Origin of the sequence: Nocardia sp. 2TAF39 (assembly GCF_052114905.1) — a bacterium.
Lineage (GTDB): Bacteria > Actinomycetota > Actinomycetes > Mycobacteriales > Mycobacteriaceae > Nocardia.
Map to the genome: position 1 here is coordinate 143,546 of NZ_JBFRFQ010000010.1, position 14,880 is coordinate 158,425.

Consider the following 14,880-nt stretch of genomic DNA (forward strand, 5'->3'; position numbering starts at 1 on the left):
ACGCGGGTAATGCGTATGGCGAGGCTCCGCTTCCGCGGCCGGCTGGGGGCGCACTGGGGTCTATCACTTTTCGGGGGACCTGCGCGATTGTGCGACGAGATCGGCAAGTACGGCTGCTTCGCTGATGTCGGTTTTCTTGGTGCCGGTGAGCAAGGTGAGTTTGTGTTGGTCGGCTAGTTCACGCAGGTGTGTGAGCGCTTCGGCGCGGTCGGGTTCGGTGAGTTCGTCGCGGTAGCGGCGGGCAAATTCGTCGAAGAGTTCGGGGTCGTGGCCGTACCATGTGCGCAGTTCGGTGGATGGGGCGATTTGTTTGCACCATTCATCGAGATGGGCTCTGGTTTTGCTGACGCCGCAGGGCCAGAGCCGGTCCACCAGGACGCGGGTGCCGTCGTTCGAGGTGGGGTCGTCATAGATTCTGCGGATTTGCACAGTGCGTCGAGTCGTCATAATCGGTTCCCGGTTCTATCACTGCTCGAGTTGGCGAGTTGGTGTGCGGTGAGCACGTCGGCGAAGCAGGTGTAGAAGCAGGCGACTGCTTCGGCATCGGAGAATGCGGCCGAGGTCGTCCATGTCGACTTCGACGTGCCAGGGAGGTTTCGATGGCGCGGGCGAAGACCGTCCGGTCGACTGTCACCCCACCGATCCCCGTCGGCCACCATTGCCTCGAGACCACCGTCGCGCAGGGTAGGGGCGGGTGAGGTTGTCCAGCCACGGGCTTTGTCCATATTCGGTGTAGCGCCAAGCCCTCGACTGCTGGGGATCGGTCGTCGTGACGAACTCGACGATGTAGGAGGGGCCGACCCTGGTGCGCGGATGCGGTCTGGTCGCGACCAGACCATCAGCCTCAGCGAACGCCATAAGCCTCCAGCGGTTGTTCATCTCATCGCGATCTACGCCTGCGGAGTCTCAGCGGGGACAGCCTCCGCGGTCGGGCCGCACCCGCTGCCGACAGCCGGCCATTCAGCCGGCCCGACCTTTGCCACATACCGAACGGTACGCGCGCGACCGGACTTTCGCGATTTACGTTGGGCGAGCACACATCGTGGTGCAGGCGGTCTCCGCAGGTACAGGACGGCGGCTGCGTGAGGACGGCGCCGACACGCAGCGTGATGGCCTTGGCCGTTGATGTGATCAGGGCAGGCGCCCACTAGGGGTATGCGCCCGATCGCGCCGCCGGCACCGACTGGTCGATTGATCGACGCTGGCGACAGGAGTTGCAGCGCCGACCGCACTCCCTATGGGCGAACTGATGGTGTGCCGCGGTGCCGCCTGAAGAGCCCTGCGCAGGGTACTGGTCAACCATCCCGCGTTCACGATCGAACCGTGGTGCCTGCGGGCGACGATCTGGACCTGGAGGTTGCTCGCACAGAGATCAAGTGATCGCGTCGATCAGCAGTTTCGCAGCCACCGTTGCCCCGTCCGCGCGGGTCAGGCCGGCCACTACGCCCGCGCGCGCTCGGGTGGTAGACGCCAATGCCATGTCGAGAGCGGCAGACAATGATGTCGCGTTGGGATCAGCGTCCTCACACGCCGTGCCGATGCCGAGATCAGCCACCCGGCGCGCCCAGTACGACTGGTCCATCATCTGGGGTACCACCACTTGGGGCACGCCGGCCCGAGCAGCGGCCGTCGTCGTGCCCGCGCCGCCATGGTGGATGACGGCGGCGACCCGAGTGAACAGCGCCTGATGGTTGACCTCGCCGATGGCCATGCAGTCGGCGAGGTCGTCGATGACGGCCAACTCGGCCCAGCCACGAGAGATGAGCGCACGGCGGTTGTGGGCACGGATCGCTTCGATCGCCACCCTGGCGATGTCGGGGCGCATCGGCATACTGCCGAACCCGACGTAAACCGGTGGTGTGCCCGCGTCCAAGAACGCCGCCAGCTCGGCAGGGAAGGGCCGTTCGTCGGGCACGATCCAGGCACCGGTCTGCACGACGTCCAGACCCGGCGATTGCGACCATGGACCAAGAACCGGGTCCACGGCCAGCCACGGGCTGTTGGCGATGACGTGGTCGCGCACATTGCCCACCGGTGACAGCCCGAGGGCCGTTCGGCCGGTATTGAGCGCCTGGCCGAACTGCGCGTTCCATCCGTGGGCGTCGATTTCCCACAGCAGCCGGTTGCCGATTGCCTCCGGGGCGGGCCGATCGCCCGGCAGCGGCATCGGCGGATGGTGCGGCGAGGGCAGGGTGGTCGGCTGGTAGCTCACGAACTGATAGTGGATGCCCAGCTTCTCAGCGACGGACCGGGCACCGATCTGTGTCACGCCGGTTGCTACTACCGCATCGCATCCCGCGGCCGCTGTGGAGATCGTGTCGAACTGAACTGTGGGCCAGTCGGCCACGTACTGCAACAGATCCGCCTGCGACGGCCTGCTGCCTCGCGAACCGGTCATCGGTGGCCCCAGCGGCTCCAGCGGGACGCCGAACTCGGCGAAGCGCCGCTCGAAATCCGGTGGCGCACACACCCGCACCTGGGCTCCGAACTCCCGCAACCGTAGCGCGAACCCCAAGGTCGGCTCGATGTCGCCGCGCGACCCGCTCGCCGACAACAGCACCCGCGCCGTCATCGACGATCTGCGACTGGATTCGCACTGATCCACCCGGCCTGAACGAGGTCGTCGATGCCGCCCATACCGACCATCATCGAGCCGAGCATCTTTCTGCGACGCCACGACCGTTCCCACCATGGGGAAATTCCTGTGCACCACGTGCAGTCGTTCTGATAGCGAGGCCCACCTCGGCGGTCACTACCGGAACCCCACTACGCCATATCGGGGGTAGTGGCGCAATCGAGCGGAATCCGGCGCTGAGCCCGCACGTGCGCTGGCTGCGGATTGAGACCGTTCGGCGGAGCTGGTCGATTACCTGGCCGATGGCCTGGGCGGGCAGTACGCGTTTCATCTGCCCGACTTCGGCGGCGGCCATCGGCCGTTGCGCGATCCGGACGCCCCGGACGACTGAATCTCGTTGATGCTCGGCGCTTGTCGCAGGTCACGGGGTCCGGGCCGTCGGGCAGGGTGATCCCGATCTCCTCGCGGTGTGGTCTACGTGCCTTCGTCCAGGAGGGCGCGCAGCGCCAAGTTGCCGACCTGCCGCAGTTCGTCGCGGCTGCGCCCGGCCGCAGCCTGAACGGCGATGCCGTCCGAGATCGTGTGGACGAGTGCGGCCAGAGCGGCTGGTTCCTGGCGGGACGGCAGGTCGGTGGCCTGCTCGAGCCGCCTGCGCAGCGCCGCCTCGCCGGCTTTGCGTACCCCGACGGCGCCCTGGCGGACAGTGTGCGCGTCGGGTCGGCCAGCTTGAACGGTCTTGACGCACAGGCAACCGTGGGGCGTGTTCTCGCCTGCGGTCAGGTCGACAGCCCCGTGGATCAGCCGCTCGATGACCTCGCGACCGGTGCGCGCGTTCAGCGCGTCGGCGGCATAGGCGCCAGGGCCGTCGAGGTAGCGGGCGAGGACCTTGCCGAACAGTTCCTCCTTGTTGCCGAAGGCGGCATAGAGGCTGGGCTTGTTGATCCCCATCGCGGCGGTCAGGTCGGCCACCGACGTGCCCTCGTAGCCATGCCGCCAGAACAGCTCCAGCGCGTGGTCGAGTGCGGTGTCTGCGTCGAATGAGCGTGGGCGTCCGCCGGGCATGCCGTCCTCCGGGCTCTCTCCCCTGTTTTTTACCTATCGGTACATTACCTCTTGCGCGAGAATGCCGCGCCACCTAGTTTCATACCGAACGGTACAGAACTAAGGAGCGACACACATGATCCGAGTCGGAGTTGTCGGGGCAAGCGGTTGGGCGGACAGCTCGCACCTGCCCGCCCTCGCAGCACTCGAGGAGTTCGACGTGACCGCGGTCGCGACCACCAACCAGGCCAGCGCGGACCGGGCCGCCGCCGCCCACGGCGCACGGCACGCCTTCGCTGATGCAGGTGAACTCACCGCGCACCCCGAGGTCGATTTAGTCGTCGTCTCGGTGAAGGCCTCCGGGCATGCCGCCGTGATCAGGGCAGCGCTCGACGCCGGCAAGCACGTCGTGTCCGAGTGGCCGCTGGGCGTCGACGCCGCCGAAGCGAGCGAGCTGACCGAGGCCGCCACCGCGGCAAGCGTCGTTCACGCGGTCGTCCTCCAAGGCCACCACTCCCCGAGCGCCCGCTTCGCCGCGGACCTCCTGGCCGACGGCCGGATCGGCACGCTCGAATCGGTCGCGCTGGTGGCGGAGGGCGCCCCCTGGGGCGGCAGTCGAATATGGCCGAACTTGGTGTTCGGCCTCGACCCCGCGGAGGGAACCAACATCCTGACCATCATGGCCGGTCACTTCCTGGCCGCACTCGAACGAGTCACGGGCCCACTGACCGAAGTCTCGGCACGGCTGCCCCGCATACACGACCGCGTGCTCGTCGCCGGGACCGAGCGGACCGTGCCCAACGCCACGCCCAGCCACGTGCTACTGCACGGACTGCTGGCCAGCGGCGCCACCGCCTCCGTCGCCGTGCACGGCGGCAACGGGCCCGCCCGGGACGGATTCCTCCTCGCGCTCGTCGGCAGCGACGCAACGTTGACCGCCACCCCGACCCAGCCTGGGACATTCATCCACTGGGGCGGCTGGGACATCCGGATCGGCGACGAGTCCCTGGCCGTGCCGGACGCCTATCGCACCGTCCCCGCCAGCGTCCAGTTCGGCCCACCGGCCAACATCGCGGCCCTCTACCAGGAGATCGCCCAGGCCATCGCCGAAGTACGGCAACCGCATCCCAGCTTCGAGACCGCGCTGCGCCACCACCGGCTCCTCTCCGCCATCGAACAGTCGGCAGCCGATGGAATCGTCCGGGACATCTCGTAGCCGACATGGAGCGGCAGGACAAAAATTGTGTCAACACCCCTGGCAGGTAAGGGAGCCTTAAAAACGGCGAACAATCGGCAAACGCGCAGGCTAACCGCCGTTTCTGAGAAGCCCTCTGTCAGGATTGAACTGACGACCGCTCGCTTACCAACAACGGCACGGCCTCCACCACTGAACTCAGCCGCGCAGCGGCTGGAAAGAGAGCCCCCTGTCAGGATTGAACTGACGACCGCTCGCTTACAAGGCGAGTGCTCTACCACTGAGCTAAGGAGGCGGGAAAAGCGGTTGTCATCATAACCGGGCACGCCGGCTACGTGACACCGGGTTTCGGCGTCACGTAGTCGGCGGTCGATCAGATGGTCCCGACGCAGTATCGATTACCGCGTATCAGGACTTGGCGCCCTGGCGGGCCGCGTCGTCCGCGGCCATTGCGTCGCGCAGGCTCTTCGGACGCATGTCGGTCCAGTTCTTCTCGACGTACTCGACGCAGGCGGCGCGGCTGTCCTCACCGAACACGACTCGCCATCCCGCCGGAACCTCGGCGAAGGCCGGCCACAGGGAATGCTGTTCCTCGTCGTTGACCAGGACGAAGAAGCGGCCGTCTTCGTCATCGAAGGGGTTGGTGCTCAATTTCACCTCACTGGATACTGGCGCTATGTACGGGATCGCTCCGAGGTCACACGGCGCTGGGGTTACACGAACCGTAAGCGCCGAGATACCCCGTGCGTTGTTTCGACCCTAGCAAGGCACACGTTACGCCAAGGCGATTACCTCCTCGGCACCCTCGCCAAACTCGCAATCAGCTCGCAAAGAAGTCGAGCAGGATCTTGTTGACCGCTTCCGGCCGTTCCAGATATCCGAAATGTCCAGCATCCGGCACTTCCTGGTACCGCGCGCCCGGGATGACCTCGGCGATCTCCCTGGACAGGTAGGGCGGGATCATCCGGTCGTCAGCAAACCCGACCGACAGGCAGGGCACCCGGATCGCCCGGTATGCCTGCACCCGGTCGAAATCGTGGTCCATCCTGCGCTGGGCGCGGATGCCCGGCGTCACCGGTCCGCCGGTGAACTCGAACAGGTCGAGCCAGTCGCGAGCGGCGTTCGGTTCTGCCATGGTCGCGGGCGACAGGTTCATCACCGCGCTGACCGCTGCCTCGTACTTGGGGGGCAGCTTCACCCCACTGGCGTCCAGCTCGTGTTCGCCGAGCGACAGCGTCTTCTGGAACTGGTCGAGTCGCCCGTGACCCGCCATGAATACCGCTTTGCGCAGCAAATCTGGGCGGGCCAGGGCCAGCTCCTGGGCTACCCGCGCGCCCATCGAGGTGCCGACCACCAGCACGGGTCCCTCGGCGAGGAATTCGATCAGGGCGGCGGTGTCGGCGACCATTTCGTCGACGGTCATGCCGGAGGCGGCCTCGAAGGACGGCGCGATCCCGCGGTTGTCGAACGTGCACACCCGGTAACCCGCCGCGACCAGCGCAGGAACCTGGTGCAGCTCCCACACCCGCCCCGGGCTTCCGGTGCCCATGATCATGACCACGAGCGGCGCGGAGCCCTTGACGTCGGTACCCCTGGCGCGATCACCCTTGACCTGGTAATTGAGAGAAATTCCGTTCACCGTGGCCAGCGGCATGTCTACCCTTTCGTGGAGTTGGTGCTGCGGTCCCCACGGTATAGGGACGGGCCAGGTCGGCGCACCAGCCGGGTGCAGTCGACGCGGCGCGGTGCGCCGCGGAACTCCGAGGCGGACGGAGGTTCGAGCGTCGCATACCATTGACTATTCGCACGTACGAGCGTACTGAGCCGGGAGGACTTGAAAATGGCCGCGAAAGGCAGCGCGAACGACATCGCGGACGACGATCTGGAACCGCTCGCCGACGAGACAGCGCGGCAGGCACAGCGGGTGGTCGCGGCCTACGCCGAGGATGCCGACGAGTGCCGAATGCTGTTGTCCATGTTGGGTATCGGACCGAGCGTTCGGAGCGAATAACCTCTTATTCGACGCCAACGGCGACGTCGACTGCACAACTCCAGCGGGATACAGCAACGCGAAGGATGCGTGAGTGGACCAGATGAACCCGTCCGACGACTCCGAGCACGCCAGAGACACTTTCCCTGCTGAGACCGCGGCGGCGAGCGCCGGCCCGTCCGAATCGGGCTCCGGTTTCGTCGTCGTCGCCAATCGGCTTCCCGTCGATCTCGAACGCCTACCCGACGGGACCAGCCGATGGAAGCGCAGCCCAGGCGGTCTGGTTACGGCGTTGGAACCGGTATTGCGCAACAACAAGGGAGCCTGGGTCGGCTGGGCCGGCGTCCCCGACGTCGACGTCGAGCCGATCATCGAGGACGGCCTCGAACTGCATCCGGTCCCGCTGTCGGCGCTGGAGGTGGGCGACTACTACGAGGGGTTCTCCAACGGCACGCTGTGGCCGCTCTACCACGACGTCATCGTTCGTCCGGTCTACGACCGCAACTGGTGGGCCGCCTACGTCACGGTGAACCGTCGCTTCGCCGAGGCCACCGCCAAGGTCGCCGCCGAGGGCGCGACGGTGTGGGTGCAGGATTACCAACTGCAGCTCGTACCCAAGATGCTTCGCATGCTGCGCCCCGATCTGACCATCGGGTTCTTCCTGCACATCCCGTTCCCGCCGGTCGAGCTTTTCATGCAGATGCCGTGGCGGACCGAGATCGTCGAGGGCCTGCTCGGCGCCGACCTGATCGGCTTCCACCTGCCCGGCGGCGCACAGAACTTTCTCTACCTGGCCCGCAGGCTGGCCGGCCAGCCGACCTCGCGCGGTTCGGTCGGTGTGCGATCCAAGCTCGGTGTCGTCCAGGTGGGGTTCCGCACGGTCCGGGTGGGCGCGTTCCCGATCTCGATCGCCTCGGCCGAACTCGACGAGCACTCTCGGCGCAGATCGGTGCGCGAACGCGCCGCCAAGATCCGCGCCGAGCTGGGCAATCCGAAGAATATCCTGCTCGGCGTCGACCGGCTGGACTACACCAAGGGCATCGATATCCGGCTCAACGCGCTGGAGGAGCTGCTTGTCGACGGCCGGGTCGATCCGGCGGAGACCGTGATGGTCCAGCTGGCCACCCCGAGCCGCGAGCGCGTCGAGAGCTACATCCAGATGCGTGGCGACATCGAGCGTCAGGTCGGCCGGATCAACGGCGAGTTCGCCAGGGTCGGCTACCCGGTGGTGCACTACCTGCACCGGCCGATCCCACGCGACGAGCTCATCGCGTTCTTCCTGGCCGCCGACGTCATGCTGGTGACGCCCCTGCGTGACGGCATGAACCTGGTCGCCAAGGAGTACGTCGCCTGCCACAGCGGGCTCAACGGCGCCTTGGTGTTGAGCGAATTCACGGGCGCGTCAGCCGAATTGCGCCAGTCGTATCTGTGCAACCCACACGACCTGGACAGCGTGAAGGACGCCATCATCTCCGCGCTGGAGGACGACAGGGACACCAAGCGCAGGCGGATGCGCTCGCTGCGCCGTCAGGTGCTCGCCCACGACGTGGACCGCTGGGCGCGGGCGTTCCTCGACGCGTTGGCGCAGGATCAGGTCGCGGGTAGCGCGCTGCTGACCGATGACGACATCTACCCGGAATCGCGCACGCCGTCGCGCTGATGGCGTTCACAGGAATCACCCAGTTTTCGCCCAGGAACTTCGCAGCAGGGTGCTGGACCATGAAGCAATGACTGGTGCGCCTGCGGAGCGGACACCCGAGGCACGGGTGCTGGTGGTCGATGACGAGCCGATGATTGTCGAGCTGCTCGCCGTGAGCCTGCGCTATCAGGGCTTCGAGGTGGACACCGCGGCCGACGGCGCGCAGGCGCTGGACAGGGCGCGCACCTTCCGGCCACAGGCGCTCATCGTGGACGTGATGATGCCGGGTATGGACGGCTTCGGTCTCCTGCGCAGACTGCGCGCCGACGGCATCGACGCACCCGTGCTGTTCCTCACCGCGCGCGACGACGTGCAAGACAAGATCACCGGCCTCACCCTCGGGGCGGACGACTACGTCACCAAGCCGTTCAGCCTCGAAGAGGTGGTAGCCCGGCTGCGCGTCATCCTGCGCCGCGCGGGCCACGCCGCCCCGCAGCGGGAGAGTTCGCGCATCCGCTTCGAGGACATCGAACTCGACGACGACACCCACGAAGTGTGGAAGGCGGGCGAGCCGGTGGCCCTGTCCCCCACCGAGTTCACGTTGCTGCGCTACTTCATGGTCAACGCGGGCACAGTGCTGAGCAAGCCGCGCATCCTGGACCACGTGTGGCGCTACGACTTCGGCGGCGAGGTCGGCGTCGTGGAAACCTACGTCTCCTACCTGCGCAAAAAGGTCGACACCGGCGACACTCGCCTGATCCACACGCTGCGCGGCGTCGGGTACGTCATGCGCGCACCCAATCGCCGGGTTGGGCGGTAGATGAGTCCCGGTCGCGTCGCGACGGCCCACGCGAAAGCCGCCGGCGCCTTATCCGCGATCCCGCTGCGGGTGACGCTGATGGTATTGCTTGTCCTCACGGCGGGCCTCGGCCTGCTCATCTCCAGCATGGTGGTCACCTCCGGCCTGGAGCAGCAGCTGACCAACCGCACCGACCAGCAGCTGCGTGAGGGCGCTGGCGAGTGGTCCCGCCGGGAGCGGGTACCACCGCCGCCGGTGCTGCCGCCCGACCCGCGCCATGCGCCGAGCCAGTTCTACGTTCGCGCACAGATCGTCGACGGGCGGTCGTTCTCCATCAAAGCATTCGGCGTCGACGCCGAACCTGCCCTGCCGGACACGCTACGATCCGGCCCCTTCACCACCGGCTCCGCGAACGGCGGACCGATCGAGTGGCGCGTACTGACGGTGCGCACGCCACACGCGACGACCACCGTGGCGTTGCCGCTCACCCAGAACACCGACACGGTGCACCGGCTGCTGATGCTGCAACTGATCGTCGGTCTGATCGTGCTCGCCGCGCTGGCGGTGATCGCGTACTTCGTGGTCCGGCGCAGCCTGCGACCCCTGCGCCGGGTCGAGAACATCGCCGCCGCGATCGCACAGGGTGACCTGCATCGCCGGGTTCCGGTGCGTGGCAAGAACACCGAGGTCGACCGGCTGTCGCGTTCGCTGAACGGCATGCTGGCGCAGATCCAGCGCGCGTTCACCGCGACCGCGGCGTCCGAGGATGCCGCACGGCGGTCCGAGGAGCGAATGCGTCGGTTCGTCGCAGATGCCAGTCACGAGTTGCGTACCCCGCTCACGACGATCCGCGGGTTCGCCGAGCTGTACCGCCAGGGCGCCACCTCCGATCCGGGGATGTTGATGGATCGCATCGAGCGCGAGTCCCAGCGGATGGGCGTTCTGGTCGAAGACCTGCTGATGCTGGCGCGATTGGACGCGCAGCGCCCGTTGGAACTAGGGCCGGTCGACCTGCTTGCCGTCGCCAGCGACGCCGTGCACAACGCGCGGACGGTGGTCGCGGCCGGGCATACCGACGGACCGATGCGCACCATCGAGCTGAAAGTCCAACCGGGCGAGGGGACGTTGGAGGTCGTCGGCGACGAGGCACGGCTGCGCCAGATCCTGGCCAACCTCCTGAACAACGCCGTCACGCACACCGCGCCCGACGCTGCGGTGCAGGTACTGCTGGCACCCGACGCCAACCATGTCGTGCTCGAGGTTGCCGACAGCGGCCCCGGTCTGCCTGCCGAGGAGGCGGAGCGTATCTTCGAGCGCTTCTACCGCACCGACACCTCGCGCGCCCGCAGCAGCGGCGGCTCCGGGTTGGGCCTGTCCATCGTGCAGGCCCTGGTGTCCGCACACGGCGGCACGGTCACCGTGCGAAGCACGCCTGAGGAGGGTACGACGTTCACCGTCCAGCTGCCCCGCCGGACGCCGCCGCATTCGGACTAGCCGAATCGAACCGGCCGCCGTCCACAGTCAGACCGGTGTGACCGCCTCGACCAACCAGCGGGAATCCGTTTTCGCCAACGTGACGCGGACGCGGCTGCCGGTGGTGGTGCCCTGCGGGGTGTCCTTGCTCGTCGTGACCTGGTTGAGGAACACCAGAACTTCCGCGTGGCTGCGGTCCGCCGAGATGACGCCGCTCGCCTGGGTGGTCGCGGTGACGGTGAGCTGCTTCTCCTTGGCGCCCGGCGCGATCTGCTTGTCGATCAGCGTCAGGTAGTCGTCGCGGAAGCTGCCACCGAGGTTGTCGGCCGACTTCCTCAGCTCGGTGTCGACGGTCTGCGGGCTGTAGGTGAACATGGCCTCGACGGTGCGGCCCGCCGTCGCGACCGCGTCCTTGCGCGACTGCTCGGCCTGCCGGTCGTCCCAGTAGCGGTAGCCGTTCACGCCGCCGACGACCGCTGCCGCGGCGACCACCACGCCGACGATCGCGAGCAGAAGCTTGCCTCGAATTCCGTTCATGCTGTGCCCTCTCTGGCATGAGCGGAGCCCTCCGTGGTGACGCTTCGCTGCCTCCTCCAGGCCTGACCGCTCCATGCTGTGCCCTCTCTGGCATGAGCGGAGCCCTCCGTGGTGACGCTTCGCTGCCTCCTCCAGGCCTGACCGCTCATGCCACGAACTCCACATTGGACACGCTCAGACCGGCGTCGCCGCGGTTGACGGTTACCCGGAACCGGTAATACCTGGTCTGCGGCTCGGACTGGCCCGCATTGGTCAGCGTCTGTTTGGCGGCGACCAGGACGCGCGCGGAGCGGTCGTCGTCGCTCTCCAGCGCGGCCGCCACGATCTCGCCGTTGGAGACCACCTTGGCCTGCTGCACGATGCTGGTGAACGGGTCGACCCTTCCGTCGAACTCGGTTTTGAACTCCCCCGAGGCCAGGGACAGGATCCGATCGATGTCCTGCTTGGCCGAATCGGCCCGGATGGTGGTGAGGTTGACGATCGCCTGCCGGGCGGTCTGCACATATTCGTCGCGGCGCGCGTCGCGTTGGTCCGCCGAACGCGTCGCGAACACCGACAGGGTTGCACCGCACACCAGCGCCAGGACCAGCAGCGCGGCGGCGCCCAGTGCGAGAAGCTGCGGGACGCGGCGGCCGCTCTTCTCCTTTTCGTCGGCAGGCGCAGCATGGGCTTCCGCCTTCGCGAGAACGACCGATTCCTGGTCGGCTGCCGTGTCGGCGGCCGAGGAGACCGCGGCCGGCTCCGCCACGGCGTCCGAGTCGTCAACGGAAGTCGGCCCGCTGTTCGCGGCGGCGCCGGATGTTCCGGCGGCGAGAACCGCGGCGCGGGCCGAGATGACGTCGGTAGCCGAGGTCTCGACATCTGGGGTGGTCGAGGTCGGGTTCTCCTCGACCGGAGGTCCGGCCGAGCGCACCGCACGTCGCCGCGTGCGGTGACCATCTCCCTTGATATCACTCATCGTTGCTGCTCCTCGAGCATCGCCTGCCAGCTCGACGGTACCGTGCCCGAACCGTCCGGTCCGATATCGCCCTGCCGGTACGTGCGCCCGTCGCTGCCGATATAGACGCCGGTATCCCGCTCGTACTCTCTCGCGGCAGCCGGTGTGCCACCGCCGTAACTTGCGGGTGCCACACCCGCGGGTTCCCGCGCGGGAGGCGCGGCCGCCGGCGCGACCGGCTGCGGCGGACCGATCGGCGGGTTGTTACCCACCGGAACGTACCCGGTCCGGCACAGCTCCGGCGTCGGGGCGCGCACACCGGGGACCTCGGCGCACGGCGTGTTGCGGATGCCGCGCACTGCCTCGGGCGCGTTCTGCGGGACCTTGCAGTACAGGCCGGGTGGCGTGTCCACGGTGTCCAATTCGCTGGGCGAGCGGCGCTGGTCCGGCGGGAGGAAACCGGTGGTGCAGGCGGGCGGGTCGTTGACAACGGTCATGAAGTCGACCAGGGCGCCGTACTCGAGCGGGCCGCGGACCGCGGTGAGCAGCGCCGCGACCAGCGGCGGGTAGACCACCAGGATCTGTTCCAGTCCGGCGTGATAGGTCACGGCAACCTGGCCGACGCTGACCAGGTTGGCCAGCACCAGCGGCAGGGTCGGCTTCAAGTCGTTGAACAGCGAACTCACCTGCTGCATCGCGGCGGGGCCTTTGCGCAGCACGCCGCGCAGCGCAGGGTCGTGACCGCGTAGCTGATCGGTGACGGTCGCCAGATCGGCGGTCCAGGAACGAATCGCGGCGTCCGAGCGGGTCTGAGTGTCCAGCAGCGGCCCGATCTGGTCGAGCAGCTGCTTCGTCGGCTCCGCGTTGTTCTGTGCCTCCTGCACCAGCAACGCCGCGGAATCAATGAACCGCTGCAGGTCGGGGCCCGCACCGTTGAATGCGAGGAACGCCTCGTCGATGACCTGTCGCAGGCGGGTGTCGGCGACACTGGACAGCAGCCGGTCCGACTGGTCGAGCAGCGCCCCGACATCCTGCGGCAGTTTGGTGCGCTGCACCGGGATCACGCTGCCGTCACGCAGGTCGCCGCCCGTACGGTGCTCGGCGGGCACCAGGTCGACATACTGCTCGCCGACCGCTGACACGCTGCGCACCCACGCGTCGACGTCCGAGGGAATCTTGTAGTCACTCGCGATCGACAACTTCGCGTCGACCCCGGCGGGGGTGAGCCGAACCTCCTTCACCTGACCGACATTCGTGCCGCGGTAGGCGACGTTGGCCGTCGGGTAGAGACCTCCGGTCGCGGCCAGTTGGACCGTCACCTCGTAGCGCCCGATGCCGAACATCGCGGGCAGCTTCACATACTTCCCGCCCATCACCACCAGGCCGATCACCGTCAGTACCGAGAAGATGATCAGCTGGGTGCGGACAAATCGATTGAGCGTCACTGTCCCGGACTCCCTTGTGGCGCAGTGTTTCCCGGCATGGGCACAGTCAACCCGGGAATGGCGGGCAGGCCGGGGATCGGAGGAAGGCCGGGAATGGTCGGCGTGGGCTGCTGGCTCGCGGCGGGCGGGGGCGCCTGCAGCGGCCCGGTCGCCGGGTCACCGTTCTGAGCTGCCGTACTCGGCGCGAAGCTGCCGAGTGCGCCCTCGACACCGCCGAAGCGCCCGCCCAGCGGTGTCCCGGTGAGGAAGTTCGAGTCCAGCCGCCTGCCCGTGATGTCCACCGTCATGAACAGATTCAGGTAGTCGCCTTTGATCGCGTGATCGAGGTTCTTCATCGGGAACGGGAAGGTGAGCAGGATCTTCAGCGCTTCGGTGAGGTTGTTGCCGGTGTCGGCCAGCGATTGCAGCACCGGCCAGAGGCTGCGCAAGTTGGCCTTCAGATTGCTGCCGCCTGCGTCGATGATCCGCTGGGTGACATCGCTCAGCTCACCGAGCGCGGTGATCGCCCGCGTGATATTCGCCCTGCGATCGGCCAGCACGGTCAACGCGGGATGGATCTGCTCGATGGCGGCGGCCACCACATCGCGCTGCTGGGCCAGCTGGCCGCCGAGCCGGTCGAGTCCGCTCATCGCGGCGATGATGTCACCGGTCTGGTGGTCCAGGTTCGTGGTCAGTTCGTTCAGTTGCGGTAACAGATCCCGGATCGCGTCCTCCCGGCCGGTGAACGCGGAATTGAGTTCGCGGGTAATGGTTTCCAGCTGGGACACGCCGCCGCCGTTGAGCACCACCGACAGCGAGGACAGCACCTGCTCGGTGGTCGGGAAGGTACCGGCCCGCGCCAGCGGGATGACATCGCCGGATCGCAGCCGGCCTTCGGCGGTCTGGTCGGTCGGCGCGGACAGCTCCACATGGTTGGAGCCGAGCAAGCTGGTCTGCCCGATCTTGGCGACCGCGTTGGCGGGCAACTGCACGTCGGGGTTCAGCGTGACGGTGACCAGCGCGTGCCAGTCCTCCACCTCGATCTTCGAGACCGTGCCGACCGTCACGTCGTGCACCCGCACCGGCGAATTCCTGGTCAGCGTGGTCACGTTCGGCATCTGGATGCGCACCTGGTAAGAGCCGGGCGCGGTGCCCTCGGTGCCGGGCATCGGCAGCGAGTTCAGCCCGTCCCACTGGCAGCCGGAAACCCCGAGTACCACCGCAAGCCCCACCGCGAGGGCGGCGGTCCGGTGCACTCGCCGCATCGGCA

At 67.4% G+C, this 14,880-nt stretch carries 15 protein-coding genes and 1 tRNA gene; 5 read left to right on the plus strand and 11 right to left on the minus strand.

Annotation, left to right across the window (positions count from 1 at the left end):
- Positions 1–63: 63 nt before the first annotated feature.
- The 4 genes from AB4Z47_RS08680 to AB4Z47_RS08695 form a co-directional block, all read right to left on the minus strand.
- Positions 64–447: a DUF488 domain-containing protein gene (locus tag AB4Z47_RS08680; RefSeq protein WP_441949357.1), complete on the minus strand. Its 384-nt coding sequence runs from the start codon at positions 445–447 to the stop codon at positions 64–66.
- Positions 448–630: 183 nt separating this feature from the next.
- Positions 631–858, minus strand: coding sequence for a hypothetical protein (locus AB4Z47_RS08685; RefSeq protein ID WP_441949359.1), 228 nt, complete (start codon positions 856–858; stop codon positions 631–633).
- Between the two features lie 514 nt (positions 859–1,372).
- Positions 1,373–2,572, minus strand: coding sequence for a glycosyltransferase (locus AB4Z47_RS08690; RefSeq protein WP_441949361.1), 1,200 nt, complete (start codon positions 2,570–2,572; stop codon positions 1,373–1,375).
- Positions 2,573–3,049: 477 nt separating this feature from the next.
- Complete coding sequence (locus AB4Z47_RS08695) at positions 3,050–3,637, minus strand: TetR/AcrR family transcriptional regulator (RefSeq protein ID WP_441949362.1); 588 nt, start codon at positions 3,635–3,637, stop codon at positions 3,050–3,052.
- Between the two features lie 115 nt (positions 3,638–3,752).
- Here AB4Z47_RS08695 and AB4Z47_RS08700 point away from each other — a divergent pair, with 115 nt between their 5' ends.
- Entirely contained in the window at positions 3,753–4,832 is a 1,080-nt protein-coding gene (locus tag AB4Z47_RS08700; protein ID WP_441949364.1) for a Gfo/Idh/MocA family protein, read from the plus strand.
- Positions 4,833–5,034: 202 nt separating this feature from the next.
- Here the strand turns inward: AB4Z47_RS08700 and AB4Z47_RS08705 are convergent.
- From AB4Z47_RS08705 to AB4Z47_RS08715, 3 genes are all read right to left on the minus strand, one after another.
- Positions 5,035–5,106: transfer RNA gene (locus AB4Z47_RS08705), tRNA-Thr, on the minus strand.
- Between the two features lie 113 nt (positions 5,107–5,219).
- A complete protein-coding gene (locus AB4Z47_RS08710) occupies positions 5,220–5,462 on the minus strand; it encodes an MbtH family protein (RefSeq protein ID WP_327112110.1) in 243 nt (80 codons plus the stop codon).
- Positions 5,463–5,631: 169 nt separating this feature from the next.
- On the minus strand, positions 5,632–6,465 hold the full coding sequence (locus AB4Z47_RS08715; protein WP_441949366.1) for an alpha/beta fold hydrolase: 834 nt from the start codon (positions 6,463–6,465) through the stop codon (positions 5,632–5,634).
- A gap of 186 nt (positions 6,466–6,651) precedes the next feature.
- Here AB4Z47_RS08715 and AB4Z47_RS08720 point away from each other — a divergent pair, with 186 nt between their 5' ends.
- The 4 genes from AB4Z47_RS08720 to AB4Z47_RS08735 all read left to right on the plus strand — a co-directional run bounded on the left by AB4Z47_RS08720 (position 6,652) and on the right by AB4Z47_RS08735 (position 10,733).
- Complete coding sequence (locus AB4Z47_RS08720; RefSeq protein WP_327112106.1) at positions 6,652–6,822, plus strand: hypothetical protein; 171 nt, start codon at positions 6,652–6,654, stop codon at positions 6,820–6,822.
- Between the two features lie 82 nt (positions 6,823–6,904).
- On the plus strand, positions 6,905–8,461 hold the full coding sequence (locus AB4Z47_RS08725) for an alpha,alpha-trehalose-phosphate synthase (UDP-forming) (RefSeq protein ID WP_441949399.1): 1,557 nt from the start codon (positions 6,905–6,907) through the stop codon (positions 8,459–8,461).
- Positions 8,462–8,528: 67 nt separating this feature from the next.
- Complete coding sequence (locus tag AB4Z47_RS08730; RefSeq protein ID WP_327112104.1) at positions 8,529–9,260, plus strand: response regulator transcription factor; 732 nt, start codon at positions 8,529–8,531, stop codon at positions 9,258–9,260.
- Entirely contained in the window at positions 9,261–10,733 is a 1,473-nt protein-coding gene (locus tag AB4Z47_RS08735; protein ID WP_441949368.1) for a sensor histidine kinase, read from the plus strand. It abuts the gene before it with no gap.
- Between the two features lie 27 nt (positions 10,734–10,760).
- On the opposite strand, the gene AB4Z47_RS08740 is transcribed toward AB4Z47_RS08735, so the two are convergent.
- The 4 genes from AB4Z47_RS08740 to AB4Z47_RS08755 form a co-directional block, all read right to left on the minus strand.
- Positions 10,761–11,249: a h domain protein gene (locus AB4Z47_RS08740; protein ID WP_441949370.1), complete on the minus strand. Its 489-nt coding sequence runs from the start codon at positions 11,247–11,249 to the stop codon at positions 10,761–10,763.
- 145 nt (positions 11,250–11,394) lie between these two features.
- Positions 11,395–12,207: a hypothetical protein gene (locus AB4Z47_RS08745; RefSeq protein ID WP_441949372.1), complete on the minus strand. Its 813-nt coding sequence runs from the start codon at positions 12,205–12,207 to the stop codon at positions 11,395–11,397.
- The gene (locus AB4Z47_RS08750; RefSeq protein ID WP_441949373.1) at positions 12,204–13,631 is read right to left on the minus strand and encodes an MCE family protein; all 1,428 of its coding nucleotides are present in this window, start codon (positions 13,629–13,631) and stop codon (positions 12,204–12,206) included. Before AB4Z47_RS08750 ends, AB4Z47_RS08745 begins: the two co-directional genes overlap by 4 nt.
- Positions 13,628–14,875 carry an MCE family protein gene (locus AB4Z47_RS08755; RefSeq protein WP_441949401.1) on the minus strand — a complete coding sequence of 416 codons (1,248 nt, stop codon included), beginning with the start codon at positions 14,873–14,875 and terminating at the stop codon, positions 13,628–13,630. The genes AB4Z47_RS08750 and AB4Z47_RS08755 overlap by 4 nt, the downstream gene beginning before the upstream one ends.
- Positions 14,876–14,880 lie beyond the last annotated feature (5 nt).

Bases quoted from the DNA above. Each gene is read 5' to 3' on its own strand.
- AB4Z47_RS08700 (WP_441949364.1), top strand. From the start codon at position 3,753: ATGATCCGAGTCGGAGTTGTCGGGGCAAGCGGTTGGGCGGACAGCTCG.
- AB4Z47_RS08720 (WP_327112106.1), top strand. From the start codon at position 6,652: ATGGCCGCGAAAGGCAGCGCGAACGACATCGCGGACGACGATCTGGAA.
- AB4Z47_RS08735 (WP_441949368.1), top strand. From the start codon at position 9,261: ATGAGTCCCGGTCGCGTCGCGACGGCCCACGCGAAAGCCGCCGGCGCC.
- AB4Z47_RS08715 (WP_441949366.1), bottom strand. From the start codon at position 6,465: ATGCCGCTGGCCACGGTGAACGGAATTTCTCTCAATTACCAGGTCAAG.
- AB4Z47_RS08730 (WP_327112104.1), top strand. From the start codon at position 8,529: ATGACTGGTGCGCCTGCGGAGCGGACACCCGAGGCACGGGTGCTGGTG.
- AB4Z47_RS08755 (WP_441949401.1), bottom strand. From the start codon at position 14,875: ATGCGGCGAGTGCACCGGACCGCCGCCCTCGCGGTGGGGCTTGCGGTG.
- AB4Z47_RS08725 (WP_441949399.1), top strand. From the start codon at position 6,905: ATGAACCCGTCCGACGACTCCGAGCACGCCAGAGACACTTTCCCTGCT.
- AB4Z47_RS08690 (WP_441949361.1), bottom strand. From the start codon at position 2,572: ATGACGGCGCGGGTGCTGTTGTCGGCGAGCGGGTCGCGCGGCGACATC.
- AB4Z47_RS08745 (WP_441949372.1), bottom strand. From the start codon at position 12,207: ATGAGTGATATCAAGGGAGATGGTCACCGCACGCGGCGACGTGCGGTG.
- AB4Z47_RS08740 (WP_441949370.1), bottom strand. From the start codon at position 11,249: ATGAACGGAATTCGAGGCAAGCTTCTGCTCGCGATCGTCGGCGTGGTG.
- AB4Z47_RS08680 (WP_441949357.1), bottom strand. From the start codon at position 447: ATGACGACTCGACGCACTGTGCAAATCCGCAGAATCTATGACGACCCC.
- AB4Z47_RS08695 (WP_441949362.1), bottom strand. From the start codon at position 3,637: ATGCCCGGCGGACGCCCACGCTCATTCGACGCAGACACCGCACTCGAC.
- AB4Z47_RS08685 (WP_441949359.1), bottom strand. From the start codon at position 858: ATGGCGTTCGCTGAGGCTGATGGTCTGGTCGCGACCAGACCGCATCCG.